This window comes from Pseudomonas alkylphenolica, assembly GCF_004025535.1.
Lineage (GTDB): Bacteria > Pseudomonadota > Gammaproteobacteria > Pseudomonadales > Pseudomonadaceae > Aquipseudomonas > Aquipseudomonas alkylphenolica_A.
Window position 1 is genome coordinate 350,001 of sequence record NZ_QJRG01000033.1, and the last position, 23,028, is coordinate 373,028.

14 protein-coding genes and 1 pseudogene are annotated in these 23,028 nt (G+C 60.5%); 11 read left to right on the forward strand and 4 right to left on the reverse strand.

Annotation, left to right across the window (positions count from 1 at the left end):
* Positions 1–42 precede the first annotated feature (42 nt).
* Positions 43–4,695, reverse strand: a complete 4,653-nt coding sequence (locus DM813_RS01650) for a dermonecrotic toxin domain-containing protein (RefSeq protein ID WP_128321708.1) — start codon at positions 4,693–4,695, stop codon at positions 43–45.
* Positions 4,696–4,868: 173 nt separating this feature from the next.
* On the opposite strand from DM813_RS01650, the gene DM813_RS01655 reads away from it, so the two are divergent.
* Positions 4,869–6,395, forward strand: coding sequence for a trypsin-like peptidase domain-containing protein (locus tag DM813_RS01655; RefSeq protein WP_128321709.1), 1,527 nt, complete (start codon positions 4,869–4,871; stop codon positions 6,393–6,395).
* A gap of 65 nt (positions 6,396–6,460) precedes the next feature.
* On the opposite strand, the gene DM813_RS28545 is transcribed toward DM813_RS01655, so the two are convergent.
* The gene (locus tag DM813_RS28545; protein ID WP_206617350.1) at positions 6,461–6,751 is read right to left on the reverse strand and encodes a hypothetical protein; all 291 of its coding nucleotides are present in this window, start codon (positions 6,749–6,751) and stop codon (positions 6,461–6,463) included.
* A 91-nt stretch (positions 6,752–6,842) separates the two neighbouring features.
* Positions 6,843–8,407, reverse strand: a pseudogene (locus DM813_RS01660) (BCCT family transporter); the annotation flags it as partial.
* Positions 8,408–8,884: 477 nt separating this feature from the next.
* Here DM813_RS01660 and betI point away from each other — a divergent pair.
* The 7 genes from betI (at position 8,885) to trxC (ending at position 20,178) form a co-directional block, all read left to right on the forward strand.
* On the forward strand, positions 8,885–9,550 hold the full coding sequence (betI, locus tag DM813_RS01665; RefSeq protein ID WP_128321711.1) for a transcriptional regulator BetI: 666 nt from the start codon (positions 8,885–8,887) through the stop codon (positions 9,548–9,550).
* A 30-nt stretch (positions 9,551–9,580) separates the two neighbouring features.
* Entirely contained in the window at positions 9,581–11,053 is a 1,473-nt protein-coding gene (gene betB, locus DM813_RS01670; protein ID WP_128321712.1) for a betaine-aldehyde dehydrogenase, read from the forward strand.
* Between the two features lie 81 nt (positions 11,054–11,134).
* Positions 11,135–12,832, forward strand: a complete 1,698-nt coding sequence (betA, locus tag DM813_RS01675) for a choline dehydrogenase (RefSeq protein ID WP_128321713.1) — start codon at positions 11,135–11,137, stop codon at positions 12,830–12,832.
* Between the two features lie 229 nt (positions 12,833–13,061).
* Positions 13,062–14,804, forward strand: coding sequence for a potassium/proton antiporter (locus tag DM813_RS01680; RefSeq protein WP_128321714.1), 1,743 nt, complete (start codon positions 13,062–13,064; stop codon positions 14,802–14,804).
* A gap of 39 nt (positions 14,805–14,843) precedes the next feature.
* The gene (mscK, locus tag DM813_RS01685; protein WP_128321715.1) at positions 14,844–18,197 is read left to right on the forward strand and encodes a mechanosensitive channel MscK; all 3,354 of its coding nucleotides are present in this window, start codon (positions 14,844–14,846) and stop codon (positions 18,195–18,197) included.
* A 58-nt stretch (positions 18,198–18,255) separates the two neighbouring features.
* The gene (gene selO, locus DM813_RS01690; RefSeq protein WP_128321716.1) at positions 18,256–19,716 is read left to right on the forward strand and encodes a protein adenylyltransferase SelO; all 1,461 of its coding nucleotides are present in this window, start codon (positions 18,256–18,258) and stop codon (positions 19,714–19,716) included.
* Between the two features lie 27 nt (positions 19,717–19,743).
* On the forward strand, positions 19,744–20,178 hold the full coding sequence (trxC, locus tag DM813_RS01695) for a thioredoxin TrxC (RefSeq protein ID WP_128321717.1): 435 nt from the start codon (positions 19,744–19,746) through the stop codon (positions 20,176–20,178).
* Here the strand turns inward: trxC and DM813_RS01700 are convergent.
* Complete coding sequence (locus DM813_RS01700) at positions 20,175–20,948, reverse strand: ParA family protein (RefSeq protein ID WP_128321718.1); 774 nt, start codon at positions 20,946–20,948, stop codon at positions 20,175–20,177. The genes trxC and DM813_RS01700 overlap by 4 nt on opposite strands.
* A 316-nt stretch (positions 20,949–21,264) precedes the next feature.
* Between DM813_RS01700 and DM813_RS01705 the strand changes: the two genes are divergently transcribed.
* The 3 genes from DM813_RS01705 to DM813_RS01715 are packed head-to-tail and all read left to right on the forward strand — an operon-like array spanning position 21,265 to position 23,022.
* Positions 21,265–21,987, forward strand: coding sequence for a beta-ketoacyl synthase chain length factor (locus tag DM813_RS01705; protein WP_128321719.1), 723 nt, complete (start codon positions 21,265–21,267; stop codon positions 21,985–21,987).
* Positions 21,963–22,775 (forward strand): lysophospholipid acyltransferase family protein, encoded by an 813-nt coding sequence (locus DM813_RS01710; RefSeq protein WP_128321720.1) that lies wholly within the window; start codon positions 21,963–21,965, stop codon positions 22,773–22,775. The genes DM813_RS01705 and DM813_RS01710 overlap by 25 nt, the downstream gene beginning before the upstream one ends.
* A complete protein-coding gene (locus DM813_RS01715; RefSeq protein WP_128321721.1) occupies positions 22,750–23,022 on the forward strand; it encodes a phosphopantetheine-binding protein in 273 nt (90 codons plus the stop codon). Before DM813_RS01710 ends, DM813_RS01715 begins: the two co-directional genes overlap by 26 nt.
* Positions 23,023–23,028: the final 6 nt, after the last annotated feature.

Genomic DNA, 23,028 nt, shown 5'->3' on the forward strand with positions numbered 1-23,028 from the left:
GCTATCCACCCATCTGCTTGCAGCGGCGTTACATATTGCTGGCTAATGGAAAGGGATGATGTCTTTCACGTCGGCATACGTGAGATTGCCACGATAGATACTCAGCGTTTCACCGGCCTGGGCAGCCATCAGCTGTTCACGGTACCCCCATTTTCGTTGGCTCCAGAGTTTTAGATGGCCTTTATCGAATGCCGTGGCATTGGCTGCGACATCATTGAAGTGAAAATGAGCAGCCCAGAGGTTTCTACCCTTGGTATCACTCGCTGACTTCAACCTGATGATTCTGTACTCGTCCAGCCCACCGCCATCGGCGGTTTGCTGACGTGGCCCGACGTACTCGATCTTCAGCAGTCGCTGCGCATGCAAGTAGCGCAATCCCTCAGCGCTGGGGTACTGGCTGTTGCTATAAAGGTCGCTCAGTATCCGCACTTTGCTCGCGCGCAACGCCTCGAGCGCTTCATTCAAGCGGCCGACCAACTGATCGTCTTCGTCCACTTTGCGCAGGCCGGCGCTGACTCTGCGAACATCTTCGATCTGCGCATCAAGCAACGACGAAATACCGTCCGCATTCTTGTCTCGCGCCACGAGTGCTTCGGCGTCACTGATCACCTGCGCGTTATGCTCAAGCAAACCTTCGGCCAGCAATTTGGCGTCCTCTTCCGGCTCCGACTCCGGTAGCTCGGGTTGTGATACGCCTGATTCTTCACTCCAGGCGCCATTTAGACGATGAAACGTGTGCAGTACTTTCCCGCTGTAGGGGCTGCGAACCTCAAGCACCTGCTTGTCATCAATACTGATCTCAGTGCCGATAACAAGGCGCCCGTTAGCCGTGTGAGCAATACGCTGCTGCGACTCGCCGACCGGATAGGCGGGCGGGCGCGAAGGGGCCATCTCGCCCAGATCCTGCTCGCGAATCGCCTGCACCAGTTCGGAACCCGCAGCGTCCTTGAGAAACTGCATTTGCTGCGTGTAACGGGCGAGCATGGCGGCATCCACCAGGCGTCCGCCTACCCGGGCAATTCGCTGGCTGTTGAGCAGGGCAGACAAGTATTCGTCCCACGCAGTGCGCAGCACTGTTATCCGGTCTGCAGCAGTAAGATTGCTCAGCGCCAGCTGGCCATGGGCACTCGCCGCGCTACTCAATGCAGTGTTGTCCAAGTCGTCGAGGAAGGTGATCAAACGCTTTTTGCCTGAGACCTTATCCATATGCAGCCCCAGATCAGCAAGGTTCATCGCCTGTTGATAAGCCAGATCAATAGTGGTCACCTGGCGTGCGTCAATCACATCCTGCACCGTCCGGGCAGTAGGCCCCGGGTTCAGCTGCGATTGCGCATCAACCATGGGCAGGAAGCGGTCGAGGTTGCCGCTCGCGACCAGCATCCTGTCCTGCAGGCCGACCGTCTCCACAATCCTCGCCCTGAAACGCCGGAACATCTCAGGTCGCGCCTCGGCCGGCAACTGCATGATCTGGCGAGCCATCGCGTTTGTCTCACGGTATCCCGCCAACTGGAACAGCTCGCTCAGGATGTAATCGGTGCTTCTGATCAAATCCAGCTTCAATCGCAGGTGCCGGTCCCTCAAGTCGAGGGCCTCCCCGGGGTCGCTGCGATCCCGGTATTTCTCCTCGCCCAGCGTAGCCAGCACCGCTTCCATCTCAACATCATGCTTGACCAGTGACTCGTGCGCTTCGACAGCCTTCATCCGTGCCAGACGTAGTGGCTCGTCCATGCCCTGAAGCCGCCCTTGATACAAGCTGACAAGCCTAAGCACCTCCTCCTCGGACATTTTGCGTCCTTCGTTGTCTTGCGCTTTCTTTATCAGCGCCTTCATTTTTTTGATGTCCAAAAGCAGTGACCGGACTTGGCCGCCTTTTTCCTGAGACAGCTCCCACGCGGTTCGGGTCTGCGTAGACAGCTCATTCAACCGGGTAACCAGGCGCTTGTGGTCTTGTTCGACTTTCAGCTTTCTGGGACCTCCCCCTCTCAATCGGGTATCCAGACGCCAGCCCCCTTCCTGCTTGTTGATATACGGCCCTGGCGTACCTGAAGGCCCGACAATTCGTGCACCACCCTCTTCCAGCAGCACCTGGTAGACCTCACCTGCCAGCCGGACGTAATACAGGTGATTGACGGAATAGAGCCCCTGGGCGGGACCGCTGGAAAGCGGCACCAGGCCATCAATGCGGACGGGCGAAACCAGTGCATGAAGGCGCCTGCGTTGTTGCGCAGTTAAACGGTCCAGGCCTTGAGTGCCCAGCCAGGAAAAATCCAGATGTTGCCAAGCGCTCTCTTGCAGCGCGCCAGCGACGTAGGCCTGGCCTTCACTGACCTGCACGTGCGATGCAGCCAAGACGTATGCCGGGGGCGGGCCGTCCAGGCGCACAGCAGGCCAAAACCCGCGGTTGGCACGCAACGCAGGGTATGGCATCGGCACATGGAGCATCGCGATGGCGAGACTACTGAGTACGTCGGCTATGGCGAGCGACTTTTCAGCATCGCTACCCTTGCGCAAGGTCTCCAGATCATCATGCAGACTGCCCAGTTCCAGGAGCAGCCAGGTGGCGGAGCACAATGGCCCCGGCAACAAAGGGGCCACCAGGTTGAACATGAGCCATCCGAACTGCTTGAGTACCGCCCATCGATGCTCGGCATTGGATACCGAGTTACGGTCGGCCAGCTCGATCATCACCTCGCGCTGGGCCTGAAAAATGCGGGCATCAATCTCCGATTCCCAGAATCGCACGGCCAAACTGGCAGGTGCCGGACGCTCGGGCATCGTGAAAGGATCAAGCGGCAGTATCGACAAATGCGGTTCCTTGAAACCACCCTCGTCGTAAATGCTGCGCACACTCTGGTCGAGCCACTGCAAAATGCTCAGTTGCAACTCCCCGGGCTCGCTGACCGCCGCCATCAAGGCGTGTGGGTCATTGAATTGGCAGAGTGGATCATCGGCATACAGTGGGCGATAGATCAACCAGCTGTTTGGCTCGTCAATCTGGATCACGAACATGCAGTCGACTTCGTCACTATGCTGCGAAGCCGGCGAGCGCTTGAACGCCAGCGGGCCTATCTTCAGGGCTTCGTGTGGCAGTTCAGCATTACGGCAAAATGCCGCGAGCGTCCGCCACGCCGGTTCACTCAATTTACCCGTGATTTTCGCCTTCAACGCATCGAACAGCAGGCGGCAGCGCCACTCGCGGCCGAATCGCGTGACCCGCCAATCCAAGCTGGCGGCATCATTCAGTTTTTCTTGGAGGTACAGGGGATAGGTACCACCGATATCGACGCGTTCTATAAGGTCGGTGACATAGAGCGGAGTCATCCACGCCATGATCAGTTGCTCATGGCGGTGAGTTATGCCGGTAACAATGCCACCCTTCAGGGCATCCAGATGACCAATGGCCAGTTGGGTCAGCGTCAACCTACGAGCATCGCGAAGCGTTTCAATACCGACGCCTTTCGGGTCACCTACAGGTACGGATACCGCCAAAAGCAGATCGTCGGCAAAATAATTCGCCTCCACCGGATGGTCTTCCAGCATTTGCGCACGCAGGCAACGGGCGGTGTAGCTATTGAGGTCGTCTATGTCCTGCAACGCGGTCACTCCAGCAGAAGCAACCTGCAGGATTGCCAGGTCCAGCACCGCCGCGTGGTACTCGAACTGATCGGCAGAGCCCACCCGAGCCAACCAGTCCGGCAGTTTGACCGCAGGAAGATCATTATCGAAAAAACCTGAAGCAGGGAAAAATCGCGCAGGATCAGAGAGCTCAGCGAACGCTTGCTCAAGGCACTCAACGGTATTCAGCGACGCTACTTGCGCTCTATCCACCTGATCCAGTACAGCGTTGAGCAATAGACCGACCTGAAGCGCGAATACTTCGCCACTCAACGCGAAGCGCTGCCAACTCAGCGACTCGAACTGATAGCGGGCAGCCGTTTCGGCGCACAATGCCTCGCCAAAGGCATCGTAGGATTCGTAGCAGCGCACCTTGCCAGCCGGTGTACACCAGATTACTAACTGGCCCTCATCTCGCTCGGCACAAATCAGTAGATCGGGCAACAGGTCGCTGTTCACATAACTGTCGACCTGGACTTCCACCGCGAACAAACCCAAATGCTCAACTGAGCCCTGCAACACGTCCAGGACACAGATGCTTGCGTCTTCAGTCAAGCCCCCCGTGCGCACACCCTGCAACAAGGCGGCGCGAAGCATCTGTTGCAAACAGCGGCTTCGGCTCACCCCTTCCAGCGTGTCCTCGGCGCCATTCCAGTATTCAATCTGCGCTTGCTTGAAACGCTGGAACAACGAGCCCCGCAATTCGTCAAAGGCACCGTTCAGCTCGTCGAGTCTGATCTGAGCGAGTTTGTTAAGGTTGCTTGAATCGCTGTCCGTGAGAGCGCCAGGTGCCAATCGGTCCTGATGATTGAAGGCCACCGGTTGGGGCTGAAGCAGCGAGTGAAGGACATGGGAGACGAGCAACTCGGTATTGCGCGTGCCGTCATCGGCCAGGCGGACCACCGTGAACGATTCGGCGGTATTGATTCCGGGCAGATCACTGATGAGTTGCGGGTGATGTGTTGCGAGAAGTTTGAAGACGGCTCTGCCGAGCACCTCACGCAGACTTGGACGGCTGGCAAACTGGTGGGCAACTACAGTGCGCAGATCAGGTACTGACACATTCAAAGTTATCGACATCGGCTTAGGGCCCCTGTATGTGGAGCCCTAGAATTGCTGACTCGATACTCGTGCAAACCATACATATTGCTGGCCCGATCCGGGCATGAGATGTACCAGTGCAGCACCGGAAAGTCATCCTGGTAAAGCTGACATGGCTTGAGCGTTATGTACCACAAGCCCTATGCGCAACAATGGAAATTGACGTCGGCAACCCACATAGGAGCTTTCCAATGCCGACCGTAACCCCACACCTTCTCGGTGCAGTATTGATATGGACGTCCTTCCAGGCACTTGCGGAGCAAACCGAGACCACCACGTCACCTGGCGCCGTGACGCTAACCAATGCGCAAGAGGAAAACAGCAAGTGGAGCGGAATCGGGCGCCTGTCCCTTCCGAACAACACGCAATGCATCGCCACACTGATGGACAGCCGCGACTCACCGACTTCATCGAGTGGCCCTGCCTACGTCGTAACCAGTGGCCATTGCATCGACAAGCGCAATGGCATCATCGTCCAGGATCAATTACTGGAAGGTACTGTCAGCTTCAACTTCTTCGTCGATACACAAGAGACACGTAAAACCTTCCCCCTCAAACGCATCGTGTGGAGCAGTATGCAAGGCATCGATCTGGCATTGCTGGAGCTGGAAAGCAGCCTGGATGACGTCATCGCCCAGGCAGTTACACCACTTTCCCTGGGCGCTAGCCCTGCTGCCGGCAGTCCGGTCAAGGTGATTGGTGAACCCAGCCGGCCTGACCAGGGACTGCGCCTGGCAACCTGCTCGGAAGACACCGCAGACGTGGTCATCGAAACACCCTGGGTCTGGCGCAATGTTCGACGCAATCACTGCCCAGGGGTGGCCGAAGGGGCTTCAGGCAGCCCGGTTGTCACAGCGGGTGACAACCTTGTCGTCAGCGTGGTCAACAGCGTCGCCAGCGAGACGAGCAAGCTGCCCCGCTGCGGCCTGAACAATCCATGTCTTCAACAGGAAGGCCAAGTGCAGAACCACGGCACGACCAATTACGCCGCACCGGTTCAACGTATCAAAGGCTGCTTCAAGGACGGTCGGGTCGATTTGAACCTGGAGGGTTGCGACCTGCTCCCCGGCTTTCAATTCAAGGCGTTGGAGCCCATTAACCGCTTGCAGAAAATTGCTACCAGCGCGGAGGGCGAACCGGTTCTTCCGTCCTGGAATTTGCGGTTCCAGATCGATACCCCAAACTATCGCTACAAAACCACCTTGGATCCACTGACCTGTGAGGACCCCATCGGCTACAGCGGTACCATTGCCGCCAGCGAAAACCTGATCGATGTGCCCATCGGGCCGCAGCCGGGCTGGAACTTCCTTTGCGTAATCGGTGTTCAGGCCCCGGACGAGCGGCCGTCCTACGCATTGATGGGCAATGCCCTGAGCCTGCCGGTCAAACTCCTTCCCGCTGGTCCGCCCGCTATCAACTTCACCAGCGTGCGGCGGCCTGATGGCGGTGTTGATATCGCCTGGCATCGAGACTCCCCCGACCTGCTGCTGTACACCATCAAACGCGGTGCCCCGGACGCCGTCGACTGCGATGACCCCACAGGCTATCGTGCGCTGGCGCGCGACCGGCATACCCTCGCGGCGGCGAAGCTACCCATCAAGTTCTGCACCAAGGCTGTGGATATCCTCAAACAGGAGTCCGCGCCACAGGCCGACATCATCAACGCCAGTGACGACTGAACTCTCTGAAACGACAAAGGCCCTGTTCTCGCGAACAGGGCCTTTGAGGTCATGCATCGAATGGGTTAGCTATAAACCCGCCCCAGCAGCTGCCGATGGCTCTCGAACTGATCGAGTACATCGCGGGTAATCTGGTCAGGCGTGAAGCCCATCAGATCGTATTCCTGGCTGCCGTTCTGCAGGTACACCTCGGCACGGTAGAAACGCTGGCGCACTTCGCTTTCGCCTTCGACCGGCGCTTCGCTTGGCGCGGCCAGATAGCCGTCCAGGCTTACTTCGTAAACGAACGGGTTACCCTCTTCCATCATCACCCGCAGGCCCATGGTCGAACGCGACTGACCGACACGGGTTTCCACCTCGACACCAAGGTTCTGCAACTGCTGCGCCGCATCCTTGAGTGCTGGGCTGACCTGCTTGTCCATGAAGCGCTGGACCATGGCCTGGGTCGGTTGCAGGTCGAGCTGGCTCAGGCGCTCGCTGAAACCGCGGCGACCGCGAGCGGCCAGCTCGGCTTGTTCCTGTTCGATCTGGCTGTCCTGCTTCATGGCCTTGTACAAACCGAACATGAACAGTACCAGCACCACCGAGAACGGCAGCCCGGCCAGTACCACCATGGTCTGCATGGCGGCGAAGTTGCCGGCGAACAGCAGACCGATGGTTACCAGGGTGATCACCACCGACCAGAACACCACCATCCAGTGCGGCGCATCCTCGTCGACCTGGCCGCCTTTGCACGAAAGGTTAGCCATCATCACCGCGCCAGAGTCGGCCGGGGTGAGGAACAGCACGAAGCCGACGAACACCGCCACACCAATGACAATCTTGGCCGCCGGGAAAAATTCCAGCAGTTGGTAGATCGACATCGACGGCTGCTCGAGCGCGGTCTTGCCCAGCTCCACGGCGCCATGGTTCATCACCAGGTCCAGCGCGGTGTTGCCGAAGATCGACAGCCAGGCCAGGGTGAAGCCCAGCGGGATCAGCAGCACCCCGGCCACCAGCTCACGCACGGTGCGGCCTTTGGAGATACGGGCGATGAACATGCCGACGAACGGGCCCCAGGAAATCCACCAGGCCCAGTAGAACACGGTCCACAGCCCCAGCCAGCGCTCGGACTTGCCCGCCTCGCTTTCGTAGACGTAGAGGTCGAAGGTCTTCAGCACGATGCCGTTGAGGTAGTCGCCGATGTTCTGCACGAAACCGTTGAGCAGGTGCAGGGTGTCACCCGCCAGCAGGACGAAGATCAGCAGGCCGCTGAACAACATGATGTTCAGGTTCGACAGGCGACGAATGCCGTTCTCTACGCCAGACACTGCAGCCACAGTGGCGACGGTGGCCATGACCAGGATCACGATCAGCAGATTGGTCTTGCTGTGGTCCATGCCGAACAGGTATTCCAGGCCCGAGGCCACCTGCATCGAACCGATGCCCAGGTTGGTCACCAGACCCAGCAGCGTCACGAACATACCGAAGATGTCCACCGCATGACCGGCGCCACCCTTGACCCAACGCTCGCCCATCAGTGGGTACAGCGCAGAGCGCAGAGCCAGCGGCTGGTTGTGACGGTAGGCAAAGTAGCCCACGGCCAGGCCGACCAGGGCGTAGATAGCCCAGCCGTGCAGGCCCCAGTGGAGGAAGGTCAGCTGCAGACCCTGGCGCGCGGCTTCGGCGCTGGCCGAGGTGCCTTCCGGCGGGTTGAAGTAGTGATCCAGCGGCTCCGAAGCGCCGAAGTACAGCAGCGAAATGCCGATGCCCGAGGAGAACAGCATGCCGGCCCACGCGCCGTAGCTGAAGTCGGGTTTGTCGTCCTTGCCGCCCAGCTTGAGCTTGCCGAAGCTGGAGAAGGCCAGAACGATGACGAATACCAGGTAGCCGCCGATCACCAGCATGTAATACCAGCCGAAGCTGCGCGTCAGCCATGTCTGGGCGACGTTGAGCACTTCGCCGGCTTTTTCCGGTACAGCGATAAGCAAGGCAGTCAGTACAAGGATCAGCAACGCGGAGGTGATGAACACCACGCTATTGACCCGGACCCTCTCGGTAGGGGTCTTGATAAGGGAGGCAGAACTCATTGCACGTAGGCTCCGGGCAGTGCGAGAGAAACGAAAACAACCTTTCCCTGAGCAAATGGTGCAATAGCCCCACAGCAGCAGGTGTTATAAAAGCACTCTGAAAAACCGTGATCCCGAATCGATTGCATTGAAAAAATCAGATCAAAAGTCCCTCTTCGAGGATTGACCGCGCAGTCAGCGACCGCCCGGCAGATCTGTTCAACGCACCGTTTGCACCCGTAAACACCTTGTGTTTCGGGGGTTCCACGTCTTTTTGGGGTGCCAATTTGGGCCAATCGACTGTAGGAAAAAGCTGTCAATGGCACAGATTGTCGCAGAGCTTATTCTTTGTTGATTGAACGTTCAATCAAAACAAAATAGACTGGCCTTCGCCGAGGCAGCCGCTCGTCGACTGCTCGCAGGCCTGAGGAGATTTGCAAAATGCCCAAGGTCGGTATGCAACCCATTCGCCGCCAACAGTTGATCGAAGCCACATTGCTGGCGGTCGACCAGGTCGGCATGGGAGATGCCAGCATTGCGCTGATCGCCCGTTTGGCCGGTGTGTCGAATGGCATCATCAGTCACTACTTTCAGGACAAGAACGGCCTGATCGCAGCGACCATGCGGTACTTGATGAGCGTGCTGAACGAGAACGTCGCCGCCCGCCGGCAGGCGCTCAAGGACAACAGCCCGCGTGCCCACCTGCAGGTGATCATCGAAGGCAACTTCGACGCCAGTCAGGTCAACGGCCCGGCAATGAAAACCTGGTTGGCGTTCTGGTCCACCAGCATGCACCAGCCGTCATTGCACAGGTTGCAGCGGATCAACGATCACCGCTTGTATTCCAACCTGTGCTGTCAGTTCCGCCGTGTGCTGCCGCTCGCCGAAGCGCGCAGTGCGGCCCGTGGACTGGCAGCGTTGATCGACGGTCTGTGGCTGCGCGGTGCCTTGTCCGGAGACGCTTTCGACACCGACCAGGCGCAGCAAATCGCTTACGAATACATGGATCTACAACTGGCGAAGCAGACGAGCCCGAACACACAAACCCGGGCCTCTGAACCATCACGCGCCGCAAATGCCCAACGGGCAGGAGCGCCGCTCGGATAGCCAAAAACACAATGCACTTGCGAGGACACTATGGCCCGTTTCGAACTGCAAAAACTCTACATTGATGGTGGTTATGTCGACGCTTCCAGCGACGCTACCTTTGACGCCATCAACCCGGCCAACGGCGAAGTCCTCGCTCAGGTACAACGTGCTACCCAAGCCGACGTCGAGCGTGCTGTAGAAAGCGCCGAGCGCGGCCAGAAAGTCTGGGCGGCGATGACTGCCATGCAGCGTTCGCGCATCCTGCGTCGTGCCGTCGACATCCTGCGTGAGCGCAATGACGAGCTCGCCGCGCTGGAAACCCTGGATACCGGCAAGTCCTACTCCGAAACCCGCTACGTCGACATCGTCACCGGTGCAGACGTACTGGAGTACTACGCAGGCCTGGTGCCAGCCATTGAAGGCGAGCAGATCCCGCTGCGCGACAGCTCGTTCGTCTACACCCGCCGCGAGCCACTGGGCGTAACCGTCGGCATCGGTGCCTGGAACTACCCGATCCAGATCGCCCTGTGGAAATCCGCACCTGCCCTGGCGGCCGGTAACGCGATGATCTTCAAACCGTCGGAAGTCACCTCGCTGACCACCCTGAAGCTGGCCGAGATCTACACCGAAGCCGGCCTGCCGGACGGCGTGTTCAACGTCCTGACCGGCAGCGGCCGCGAAGTCGGCACCTGGCTGACCGAGCACCCGCGCATCGAAAAAATTTCCTTCACCGGCGGTACCACCACCGGCAAGAAAGTCATGGCCAGCGCTTCGAGCTCGACGCTCAAGGAAGTCACCATGGAACTGGGTGGCAAGTCGCCGCTGATCATCTGCGAAGACGCCGACCTCGATCGCGCCGCCGACATCGCCATGATGGCCAACTTCTACAGCTCGGGTCAGGTCTGCACCAACGGTACCCGTGTCTTCATCCCGGCCTCGATGAAAGCGGCTTTCGAAGCCAAGATCGCCGAGCGCGTTGCGCGCATCCGCGTTGGCAACCCTGAAGACGAGAACACCAACTTCGGCCCGCTGGTCAGCTTCGCCCACATGGAAAGCGTGCTCGGCTACATCGCCAAGGGCAAGGAAGAAGGCGCACGTGTACTGTGCGGCGGCGAGCGCCTGACCGACGGCGAATTCGCCAAGGGCGCGTTCGTTGCACCGACCGTATTCACCGACTGCCGTGACGACATGACCATCGTCAAGGAAGAGATCTTCGGCCCGGTAATGAGCATCCTCTCCTACGAAACCGAAGAAGAAGTCATCCGTCGCGCCAACGACACCGAGTACGGCCTGGCCGCCGGCGTCTGCACCAACGACATCAGCCGTGCGCACCGCATCATCCACCAGCTGGAAGCCGGTATCTGCTGGATCAACGCCTGGGGCGAGTCGCCTGCGGAAATGCCGGTTGGCGGCTACAAGCAGTCCGGTGTCGGCCGTGAAAACGGCGTGAGCTCGCTGGCGCAGTACACCCGCATCAAATCGGTACAGGTAGAGCTGGGCAACTACAACTCGGTGTTCTGAGCACCCCTGTAGCCGCGCCCGGTCCGCAAGGCCCGGGCGCTATCCCGCTTTCCTGCCTACTGCCAACATGAGGGAACAGCAATGTCCCATGAATTCGATTACATCATCGTCGGTGCCGGTTCTGCCGGTAACACCCTGGCGACCCGCCTGACCGAAGACGAAGGCGTCACTGTTTTGCTGCTCGAAGCCGGCGGCCCGGACTACCGCGCCGACTTCCGCACCCAGATGCCGGCCGCCCTGGCTTTTCCGCTGCAGGGCCGCCGCTACAACTGGGCCTACGAGACCGATCCGGAGCCGCACATGGACGGCCGCCGCATGGAGTGCGGTCGCGGCAAGGGCCTGGGTGGCTCGTCGTTGATCAACGGCATGTGCTACATCCGTGGTAACGCCATGGACTTCGACGGCTGGGCTGAACTGCCAGGCCTGGAAGACTGGACCTACCTGGACTGCCTGCCGTACTTCCGCAAGGCGGAAACCCGCGACATCGGCGCGAACGACTACCACGGCGGCGAAGGCCCGGTCAGCGTGACCACGCCGAAAGCCGGCAACAACCCGCTGTTTCACGCCATGGTCGAAGCCGGCGTGCAGGCCGGTTACCCGCGTACCGAAGACCTCAACGGCTACCAGCAGGAAGGTTTCGGTCCGATGGACCGTACCGTGACGCCCAAAGGCCGTCGCTCCAGCACCGCCCGCGGTTACCTGGACACCGCCAAGAAGCGTTCGACCCTGACCATCGTCACCCACGCCCTGACCGATCGCGTGCTGTTCGACGGCAAGCGCGCCGTTGGCGTGACCTACCTGGTCGGCGCCAGCGAAGAGCGCGTGGAAGCCCGTGCGCGCAAGGAAGTCATCGTCTGCAGCGGCGCCATCGCTTCGCCGCAACTGCTGCAACGCTCCGGTGTCGGCCCGGCCGAATTGCTGAAAAGCCTGGACATTCCGGTGGTCCACGACCTGCCGGGCGTTGGTGAAAACCTGCAGGACCACCTCGAGCTGTACCTGCAATACGCCTGTACCCAACCGGTGTCCCTGTATCCGTCGCTGCTCTGGTACAACCAGCCGGCCATTGGTGCCGAGTGGCTGTTCAACGGTACCGGTATCGGCGCCAGCAACCAGTTCGAGGCCGGTGGTTTCATCCGCACCCGCCCTGAATTCAAGTGGCCGAACATCCAGTACCACTTCCTCCCGGTGGCGATTAACTACAACGGCAGCAATGGCGTACAGGAACACGGTTTCCAGGCGCACATGGGTTCGATGCGTTCGCCAAGCCGCGGCCGTATCCAGGCCAAGTCGAAAGACCCACGCCAGCACCCGAGCATCCTGTTCAACTACATGGCCACCGAGCAGGACTGGCAGGAGTTCCGTGACGGTATCCGCCTGACCCGTGAAATCATGGCCCAGCCGGCGCTGGACGCCTACCGTGGCCGTGAAATCAGCCCGGGTGCCGACGTGCAGACGGACGAGGAACTGGACACGTTCATCCGTGAACACGCCGAAACCGCGTTTCACCCGTCCTGCTCGTGCAAGATGGGCACCGACGACATGGCCGTGGTCGATGGCCAGGGTCGCGTGCATGGCATGCAGGGTCTGCGCGTGGTCGATGCCTCGATCATGCCGATCATCATCACCGGTAACCTCAACGCCACCACGATCATGATCGCCGAGAAAATCTCCGACAAGATCCGTGGCCGCCAGTCGTTGCCGCGTAGCACTGCCAAGTACTACGTTGCCAAGGATGCACCGGTAAAAGGCAAAGCGATGCGTGAGCTCAAGCAGGCGTAGTAACCCTGCACCGGCCTCTTCGCGGCTAAAGCCGCTCCTTGTAGGAGCGGCTTTAGCCGCGATAGGGCCATTCCAGGCAACACAAAAAAAGGCACCCATCGCGGTGCTTTTTTTTCATCTGCAGAAACGCTTTACATGCTGCCAATTCATCAGGTTAGAATCGATTGGCACGCGAACTGCTTATCCACAGCTGATCGCCCCCTTCCTGCTTTTCCCCGGAGTACTGCCTTTGGATGCGTCCACCATCAATAGCCTGTTCTTGATCGGCGCATTGCTGGTAGGTGCAAGTATTCTGGTCAGCTCGCTGTCATCACGCCTGGGCATCCCGATCCTGGTCATCATTCTTGCCGTCGGCATGCTCGCTGGCGTCGATGGCGGCGGCATCATTTTCAATAACTACCCGACCGCTTACCTGGTGGGCAACCTGGCACTGGCGGTGATCCTCCTCGATGGCGGCTTGCGCACGCGCGTGGCGAGTTTTCGCGTCGCCCTCTGGCCCGCACTGTCGCTGGCCACGGTAGGCGTACTGATCACCACCGGCCTGACCGGCATGGTCGCCGCCTGGCTGTTCAACCTGAGCCTGATACAGGGCCTGCTAATCGGCGCAATCGTTGGCTCTACGGATGCTGCGGCGGTGTTTTCCCTGCTCGGCGGCAAAGGCCTGAACGAACGGGTAACCGCGACGCTGGAAATCGAGTCGGGCAGTAACGACCCGATGGCCGTGTTTCTCACCGTGACCCTGATCGACATGATTGCCAGCGGCCAGACCGGCCTGCACTGGAGCCTGTTGACCCACCTGCTGCGCGAATTCGGTATCGGCGGCCTGCTGGGCCTGGGTGGCGGCTGGCTGATGCTGCAACTGGTCAACCGCATCAACCTGGCCGGTGGCCTGTACCCGATCCTGGTAGTGGCTGGCGGACTGGTAGTGTTCTCCCTCACCAACGCCTTGCACGGCAGCGGCTTCCTCGCGGTGTACCTGTGCGGCCTGGTGCTGGGCAACCGGCCGATCCGCAGCCGCCATGGCATTTTGCACATGCTCGACGGCATGGCCTGGCTGGCCCAGATCGGCATGTTCCTGGTGCTGGGGCTGCTGGTTACCCCGCACGACCTGCTACCCATCGCCCTGCCCGCCCTGGGCCTGGCGTTGTGGATGATCATCTTCGCCCGGCCGTTGTCGGTGGTGGCCAGCCTGCTGCCGTTCAAGGCCTTCCACGGCCGCGAGAAAGCCTTCATTTCCTGGGTCGGATTGCGCGGTGCGGTACCGATCATTCTGGCAGTGTTCCCGTTGATGGCCGGGTTACCCGATGCCCAGCTGTTCTTCAACCTGGCGTTCTTTATCGTGCTGGTTTCGCTGCTGGTGCAGGGCACCAGCCTGCCGTGGGTGGCCAAGCTGCTCAAGGTCACGGTACCACCAGACCCGGCGCCCATCTCCCGCTCGGCCCTCGAAGTGCACATCACCAGCGAGTGGGAACTGTTCGTTTATCGCCTGGGTGCGGAAAAATGGTGCATCGGCGCAGCACTGCGCGAACTGAAAATGCCCGAAGGCACCCGTATTGCTGCCCTGTTTCGTGGCCAGCAACTGCTCCATCCGTCGGGAAGTACCACCCTGGAAGTCGATGACCTGCTCTGCGTGATCGGCCACGAACACAACCTTCCAGCCCTCGGCAAGCTGTTCAGTCAGGCGCCACAGCGTGGTCTCGATCTGCGTTTCTTCGGCGACTTTGTGCTCGAAGGTGACGCAGAACTGGGGGCTGTAGCGGCGTTGTACGGTTTGCCGCTCGCCGGCCAGGACCCGCACATGCCCCTGAGCCGCTTCATTGCACAGAAGGTTGGCGGTGCACCGGTCGTCGGCGACCAGATCGAATGGAACAACACGCTCTGGACAGTGGCGGTGATGGAAGGGAACAAGATCAGCAAAGTGGGCGTCAAATTCCCCGAAGGAACTCGACCCGGCCCCGGGTTGTTCCTTTAAACTCATTACTTCGCCCCTGCTTGCTAGAACATTCTGCCTATGTCCCTGCGCACCACTGTATGCGCAGCCCTGCTCGGGCTGTGCCTGTCACTCTCCTCCGTCTGGGCGGCAGAACCGCCGACCAGTGCGTCCATACAAAACAGCCTGGACAAGATTGCCGAGCGCAAGCTGCCCGAGGCCGAGCAGAAAGCCCTGCAACAGGTACTCGAGCAAACCCTGGCCTTCCTCTCCAGCAAGGAAGATGCCGAGAAAAAGCTGGTTGCACTCAAGCAACAGCTTGCCGATGCACCGCACAAAACCAGCGAAAACCAGCGCGAACTGCGCAAGCTCAACGACAGCAAAGTGGTGCCGGTCGCCCAGCGCTACGCCGCGCTGAACGTGCCGCAGCTGGAACAGATACTCTCCGAACGCAACACCGAGCAGGGTGAACTGCAAAAGGCGCTGTCTGAAGCCAACAGCCTGACCATCACCGCTCAGACCCGTCCCGAGCGTGCGCAGGCCGAAATCAGCGCCAACCAGACCCGCGCACAGCAGATCAACAACAGCCTGAAGATTGGCAAGGACGGCGGCAAAACGTTGTCCGCCGATCAGCGCAACCAGCTCAACGCCGAACTGGCCGCGATCAATGCCGTCACCGTGCTGCGCCGCCAGGAGCTGGCAGGCAACAGCCTGCTGCAAGACCTGGGCAACAGCCAGCATGACCTGCTGATCGAGCGCGTCGCCCGCCTGGAACAGGAAATCCAGGACCTGCAGACCCTGATCAACCAGAAGCGCCTGGCGCAGTCCCAGCAGACGGTTACCGAGCAGTCGATCGAAGCCCAGAAAGCCGGCGGCAGCACCTTGCTGGCCACCGAAAGCGCGGCCAACCTCAAGCTCTCCGACTACCTGCTGCGCAGCACCGACCGCCTCAACGAACTCACCCAGCAGAACCTCAAGACCAAGCAGCAACTGGACAGCCTGACCCAGGCCGACCAGGCCCTGGATGAGCAGATCAACGTCCTGCGCGGCAGCCTGTTGCTGTCGAAGATTCTCTACAAGCAGAAGCAGTCGCTGCCCCACCTGAAGGTCGATCGCGACCTCGCCGACCAGATCGCCGATATCCGCCTGTATCAATTCGAGATCAACCAGCAGCGTGAGCAGATCACCAGCCCGAGCGCCTACGTCGACAAACTGCTGGCCAACCAGCCCGAAGAAAACGTCACTCCGCAACTGCGCAAGGCCTTGCTCGAGGTAGCGTTCACCCGCAACGACCTGCTCGAACGGCTGAACCGCGAACTGAGTGCACTGCTGAACGAGTCCATCACCCTGCAGTTGAACCAGAAGCAACTGCTGAGTACCTCGCAGAGCCTGCGCAAGACGCTCGACGAGCAGATGTTCTGGATTCCGAGCAACAAGCCGCTGGACCTGGAGTGGCTGAGCACGGTGCCCGAACGCCTGAAAAAGCAGCTGATCAGCCTGCCGTGGGGTGCCGGAATCAAGGAACTTGGCGACGGTTTGCTACAGCGCCCGTTGTTGTTCCTGCCGCTGCTGCTGTTGATCGGCGCACTGCTGTGGCGCCGAAAATACCTGTATGGCCGCCTGAACAAGGTCCACAAGGACGTCGGTCACTTCAAGCGTGACAGCCAGTGGCATACGCCGCAGGCGATCCTGATCAACATTCTCCTCGCCCTGCCGGTCAGCCTGGGCCTGGCGTTGTGCGGTTTTGCCCTGCAGATCGACGCCCGCGGGCAGAACGCCAACCTCGGCGCCGCGCTCTGGCAAGTCGCCCAGGCCTGGATGGTGTTCTACACCGCCTACCGCATCCTGGCCCCGGGCGGCGTGGCCGAACTGCATTTTCGTTGGGAAAAGGCCCAGGTCGAATTCCTGCGCCGATGGATCCGCCGCCTCGGCGCCGTGGTCCTGGCACTGGTCGGTGTCGTCGCCGTGGCCGAGCACCAGCCGTCGGCGCTGGCAGATGATGTGCTCGGCATCGGCGTGGTGCTGACCTGCTACGCCTTGATGACCTGGTTGCTCAGCCGCCTGCTGATCAGCAGCCCGGCCCACCGCAACACCTCACTGTTTCGCCAGGCCGTAGGGGTGGCCTTCACCGCCCTGCCGATCGCCTTGTTCATCGCCGTGTGTTTCGGCTACTACTACACCGCGCTGAAACTCACCGATCGCCTGATCGACACCCTCTACCTGCTGATGTTCTGGCTGGTCATCGAGGCGGCGTTTGTGCGCGGCCTGGCAGTGGCTGCCCGCCGCCTGGCTTACCAGCGCGCACTGAGCAAGCGCCAGGCCACCAAGGAGGGCCTGGATGGCGAAGTGATCGTCGAAGAGCCGACCCTGGACATTGAACAGGTCAACCAGCAGTCGCTGCGCCTGATCCGCCTGGCCCTGCTCGGCGGCTTCATCGGGGCACTCTACTGGGTCTGGTCCGACCTGATCAGCGTGGTCGCCTACCTCGACAACATCACCCTGTACGAATACACCAGCGGCACCGGCGCGACCATGAGCATGGTGCCAATCAGCCTCAGCGACCTGCTCGGTGCGCTGGTAATCATCGGCATCACCATCGCCCTGGCCGGCAACTTGCCGGGCTTGCTGGAAGTGTTGGTGCTGTCCCGTCTGAACCTGGCCCAGGGCAGCGCCTACGCCACGACCACCCTGCTCTCCTACGTGATTGCCGGGGTCGGTTTTGTCTCGACGCTCTCGGCACTGGGCGTGAGCTGGGACAAGCTGCAGTGGCTGGTCGCCGCCCTGTCGGTGGGCCTGGGCTTCGGCATGCAGGAGATCTTCGCCAACTTCATCTCCGGCATCATGATCCTGTTCGAACGCCCGGTGCGTATCGGTGACACCATCACCATCGGCAACCTGTCCGGCACGGTCAGCAAGATCCGGATCCGCGCCACCACCATCACCGACTTCGACCGCAAGGACATCATTGTCCCGAACAAGACCTTCATCACCGGGCAACTGATCAACTGGTCGCTGACCGACACCGTCACCCGCGTCACCCTCAAGCTGGGGGTCGACTACGGCTCGGACCTGGACCTGGTGCGCGAGCTGCTACTCAAAGCGGCCAAGGACAACCCGCGGGTGCTCAAGGAACCGGAGCCGATCGTCTACTTCCTCAACTTCGGTGAAAGCACCCTCGACCACGAACTGCGCATGCACGTGCGTGACCTGGGCGACCGTAACCCGGTACTGGACGAGATCAACCGCTTCATCAACAAGGAGTTCAAGAAGCAGAAGATCAACATCTCGTTCCGGCAGATGGAGGTCTACCTGAAGAACATGCAGGGTCAGGAATACAAGATGGTGCCCGTGGAGCAGCACGACAAGACGGTGATCGTGAAACCGTCAGACAGTGACGACAAACCGGACGACACCGCGCCAGGCAAACTGGCCTGACTGGACGCAGACGGCCATACCCTTGCAGAATACTCAGGTTTTCTTCAGGAGATGGCCGTTGAAAGCCCTCGACGAACTGACCTTCGACAACCGTTTCGCCCGCCTGGGCGATGCCTTCTCAACCTCGGTGCTGCCCGAGCCGATTGCCGAGCCGCGCCTGGTGGTTGCCAGCGACGCCGCCATGGCGCTGCTCGACCTGGAGCCGACCGAGGCGCACTCACCGGTATTTGCCGAACTGTTTGGCGGCCACAAGCTCTGGAGCGAGGCCGAGCCTCGGGCGATGGTCTATTCCGGGCACCAGTTCGGTGGCTACAGCCCACGTCTGGGCGATGGTCGCGGCTTGCTCCTCGGTGAGGTCTACAACGACGCTGGCGAACACTGGGACCTGCACCTCAAGGGTGCCGGGCAAACCCCCTACTCGCGCATGGGCGACGGCCGTGCCGTGCTGCGCTCGTCGATCCGTGAGTTTCTTGCCAGTGAAGCCCTGCATGCCCTGGGCATCCCGAGCAGCCGAGCCTTGTGCGTCATCGGTTCGAGCACGCCGGTCTGGCGTGAAACCCAGGAGCGCGCGGCAATGGTGCTGCGCCTGGCGCCGAGCCATGTGCGCTTCGGTCACTTCGAGTATTTCTACTACACCCGTCAGCCCGAGCAACAGCGCATTCTCGCCGAGCACGTGCTGAGCCAGCATTTCCCTGAGTGCCAGACCGAGCCCGAGCCTTACCTGGCAATGTTTCGCAGCATCGTCGAGCGCAATGCCGAGCTGATTGCCCTCTGGCAGGCTTACGGCTTCTGCCATGGCGTGATGAACACCGACAACATGTCGATCCTGGGCATCACCTTCGACTTCGGCCCGTTTGCCTTCCTCGATGACTTCGACGCCAACTTCATCTGCAACCATTCCGACGACCAGGGCCGCTACAGCTACAGCAATCAGGTGCCAGTCGCCCACTGGAACCTCAGTGCCCTGGCCCAGGCCCTGACGCCGTTCATCAGCGTCGAGGCGTTGCAACAGACCCTGGCCTTGTTCCTGCCATTGTACGAGGCGCACTACCTGCACCTGATGCGTCGTCGCCTGGGGCTGACCGAAGCGCACGAAGGCGACAAGGCCCTGATCGAACGCCTGCTGCAACTGATGCAGCCCGGCGCAGTGGATTACACCCTGTTCTTCCGTACGCTCGGCGACCAGCCTGCCGACGAGGCGGTGCGCGTGGTCCGTGATGACTTCATCGACCTGGCCGGGTTCGACCGCTGGGCAGACGACTATCTGGCGCGCATCGCCCGCGAGCCTGGTAACGCCGAAGGGCGTCGCGAGCGCATGCACGCCGTTAATCCGCTCTACATCCTGCGCAATTATCTGGCGCAACGGGCCATCGAAGCCGCTGAAGGCGGTGACTATGAGGAAGTGCGGCGGCTGCATCAGGTGCTGTGCAAGCCGTTCGACGAGCAGCCGGACATGCAGGCCTATGCCGAACGACCGCCGGAGTGGGGCAAACACCTGGAAATCAGCTGCTCGTCCTGACCGCCATAGCGAAACCCTGGAGCCCCCATGACCGATTCACTGGTAATACCCTGTCCGCACTGCAACGGCCTGAACCGCATTCCTGCCGGGCGCCTCGGCGACACGCCCAAATGCGGCCGCTGCAAAAGCCCGGTGTTGCTGAGCAAACCTTTCGACCTCAAGCAAGGCGACTACGCCAGCCAGATCAAAGGCGACCTGCCGTTGCTGATCGACGTCTGGGCTGACTGGTGCGGGCCGTGCAAATCCTTTGCACCGACCTTCGAGCAGGCTGCCAGCCAGTTGAGCGGGCGCTGCCGCCTGGCCAAGCTGGACAGCGAGGCCAACCAGCAACTGGCGGGGCAATTGGCGATTCGTTCGATTCCCAGCCTGATCCTGTTCAAAAATGGCCGGGAAGTGGCGCGCCAGAGTGGTGCTTTCCCACTCCAGCAACTCCTGGAGTGGTTGCGTAGCCAAGGGGTTTAGGCGTTTTCTTCAAGCAGTGCGTGCAGCTCGACAAACTGCTGGGTCAGCTTGTGTCGCGGTTCCAGATGAATCAACGGCAGGCTGGCCTGGTGCGACTCACGCATCTTCACTGAGCTGTTGAGGTACACCGGCAACACCGGCAGACCTTCGGCCAGCAGCTCGTCGAGCATCTGCTGAGGCAGGCTGGCCCTGGCCTGGAACTGGTTGACCACGATGCCTTCGACTTGCAGGTCTTCGTTGTGGTCGTCCTTGAGCTCTTCGATTTCAGCCAGCAGGCCGTACAGTGCCTGGCGGGAGAAGCTGTCACAGTCAAAGGGAATCAGCACACGATCAGCGGCGATCAGCGCAGAAACCGCATAGAAGTTCAACGCAGGCGGCGTGTCCAGATAGATCCGGTCATAGTCTTCATCCAGATCATCGAGCAGTTTGCGCAGCTTGTTGATCTTGTGTTTGGCCTCAAGCTTGGGCTGCAGGTCGGCCAGCTCGGCCGTGGCGGTAACCACATGCAGGTTGTCGAAGGGCGTTTCGTAAATATCGACCTTGTTCTTCTTGGCAAACGGCCCCGACGACAGGGTTTGCTTGAAGAAGTCGGCAATACCCATGGGAATGTCCTCACCGGTCAGGCCGGTCAGGTACTGGGTCGAGTTGGCCTGGGCATCCAGGTCGATCAGCAAGGTTCGATAGCCTTCACTGGCACTCACCGCCGCCAGGTTACAAGCGATACTCGATTTACCCACACCACCTTTCTGATTGAACACCACGCGCCGCATGGAAAGACCTCCGTGTATCTGGGAATGACCGAGTATGTGGTGCCGGCGCTGGCTTGACCAGTACCACCTGCCTCAACTTGTTGAGGAATCGACCGACAACCGATTGCCGCCGCCTGTCGGGAAAAAAACGACCGTTCTGACAAACTTGATTGTTCGAGGTCTTTTACAGGCAGACGCAGTTACAACCAGCATTTGCTCCGCGCCAGCGTCACCGGGATAATGCGCGCCACTCGGCGATAGCACCACACCCTGCCAATTCGCTAGCCGCGAGCCACACCCTCGGCAAGGAAGTCCCTCAGGGCGGGAAACAAGCATTGTGATCACATTCGACATCAGCCAGTGGCGAGCCTGGGCGCCAGGCGTGCAGACGACTGCCGACTGGCAGCGCTGGAGCCAGGCAACACAGGCTTTCCCGCCCTCTGACCAAGCGCCGGATGTATCATTTCTGCCTGCCATGCACCGCCGCCGTCTGAGCCGTCTGGCCCGCATGGCCTTTGCCGTCGGCTGGCCGTTGGCCGATGGCTTGCGCGATGTGCCTCTAGTGTTTGTCTCGCGGCATGGAGAAACTCCGCGCACTTTCGCCATTCTCAGTGATCTGGCTGAAGAGCAACCGCTATCACCTACCCAATTCAGCCTTTCGGTGCACAATGCGGTGATCGGCCTGTGGTCGATCATGCGCGGTGAAACCTGTGAGATGAGCGCCATTGCCGCCAGCGCTGACGGTTTTGAGCAAGGGTTGCTGGAGGCTGCCGGGCTGCTGCACGATGGCGCCCCGGCGGTACTGCTGATCATCGTTGAGGAGCAACCGCCCGCAGCGTATCGCGACTGGGTTGATGACGTGCCGTTCGACTATGCCCTGGGATTGCTGCTGACTCCAGGAAATAGCTGGTCTCTGGCACTCGGCAAGCAAGATGCCACGAATCCGGTCGTTGTCAGCGAGCCGCACGCCCTGAGCTGGCTGCGTAACCTGCTGACCGGCCAGGCTGGCTGGACCCACGCCGGGAAACGCCGCACATGGCACTGGCAACACAAGCCGTGAGCCGGCCACAAGACCATTTCTACTGGCGCCTGCTGGCTACCGCTGGCAGCTTCTGCCTGTTCGGCGTCGGCTGCCTGTGCCTGCGCATACTGGGGCTGCCGTTGCTGGCCTGCCTGCCTGGCGACCGTACCCGCCATCGTCAGCGGGTGCGGCACACCATAAGCTGGCTGTTCTGGCGTTTCATTCGCTTCATGGCGGTCGCTCGCGTATTGACCTACGAAGTGCGTGGCGCAGAAAAGCTTGGCCGCCCCGGGCAAATGATCCTCGCCAACCACCCCTCGCTGATCGATGTCGTGTTTCTCATCGGCCTGGTACGCCAGGCTAACTGCGTGGTCAAGCAGAGCCTGTGGCGCAACCTGTTCACCCGTGGCCCGGTGCGCGCGGCCGAATACATCAGCAACGACGGCAGCATGGACATGCTCGACAACGCAGTGAACGCCCTGCACGATGGCCAGACCCTGATCATTTTCCCCGAAGGCACGCGCACACTGCCCGGGCAGATGCCCGCCTTTCATCGTGGCGCCGCCGCAATCGCCCTGCGCGGTGCGAAGATCATCACACCGGTGACCATCAAGGTCAGCCCCACGACCTTGACCAAGGCCGAACCCTGGTACCGCATTCCGCTACGCCGCGTGCACTTCAGCCTGCAAATCGGCGACGATATCGACCCGCAGGCGTTCGCTGACCTGGGGCCCGCACCCCAGGCATCGCGTAAACTCAATGATTACCTGCACCAGTATTTCATCAAGGAGCTCGCCAAAGATGAGCGTTCCACAGCAAGACCTTAACCGTGACATCAAGCTGTTGATCATCGAGGCGCTAGGCCTTGAAGACATCAGCTCTCAAGATATCGACGACGATCAGCCCCTGTTCGGCGAAGGCCTTGGCCTGGACTCTGTGGACGCACTGGAACTCGGCCTGGCCATCCAGAAGAAGTACGGCATCAAGATCGACGCCGATGCCAAAGACACCCGCAATCATTTCACCAGCGTGACCAGCCTTGCCGCTTTCGTCACTGCCAAACAGGCCGCCTGAGACCGC

Coding starts and splice junctions, on each gene's coding strand:
- DM813_RS01650 (WP_128321708.1), bottom strand. CDS start 4,695: ATGTCGATAACTTTGAATGTGTCAGTACCTGATCTGCGCACTGTAGTT.
- DM813_RS01655 (WP_128321709.1), top strand. CDS start 4,869: ATGGAAATTGACGTCGGCAACCCACATAGGAGCTTTCCAATGCCGACC.
- betI (WP_128321711.1), top strand. CDS start 8,885: ATGCCCAAGGTCGGTATGCAACCCATTCGCCGCCAACAGTTGATCGAA.
- betB (WP_128321712.1), top strand. CDS start 9,581: ATGGCCCGTTTCGAACTGCAAAAACTCTACATTGATGGTGGTTATGTC.
- betA (WP_128321713.1), top strand. CDS start 11,135: ATGTCCCATGAATTCGATTACATCATCGTCGGTGCCGGTTCTGCCGGT.
- mscK (WP_128321715.1), top strand. CDS start 14,844: ATGTCCCTGCGCACCACTGTATGCGCAGCCCTGCTCGGGCTGTGCCTG.
- trxC (WP_128321717.1), top strand. CDS start 19,744: ATGACCGATTCACTGGTAATACCCTGTCCGCACTGCAACGGCCTGAAC.
- DM813_RS01700 (WP_128321718.1), bottom strand. CDS start 20,948: ATGCGGCGCGTGGTGTTCAATCAGAAAGGTGGTGTGGGTAAATCGAGT.
- DM813_RS01710 (WP_128321720.1), top strand. CDS start 21,963: ATGGCACTGGCAACACAAGCCGTGAGCCGGCCACAAGACCATTTCTAC.
- DM813_RS01715 (WP_128321721.1), top strand. CDS start 22,750: ATGAGCGTTCCACAGCAAGACCTTAACCGTGACATCAAGCTGTTGATC.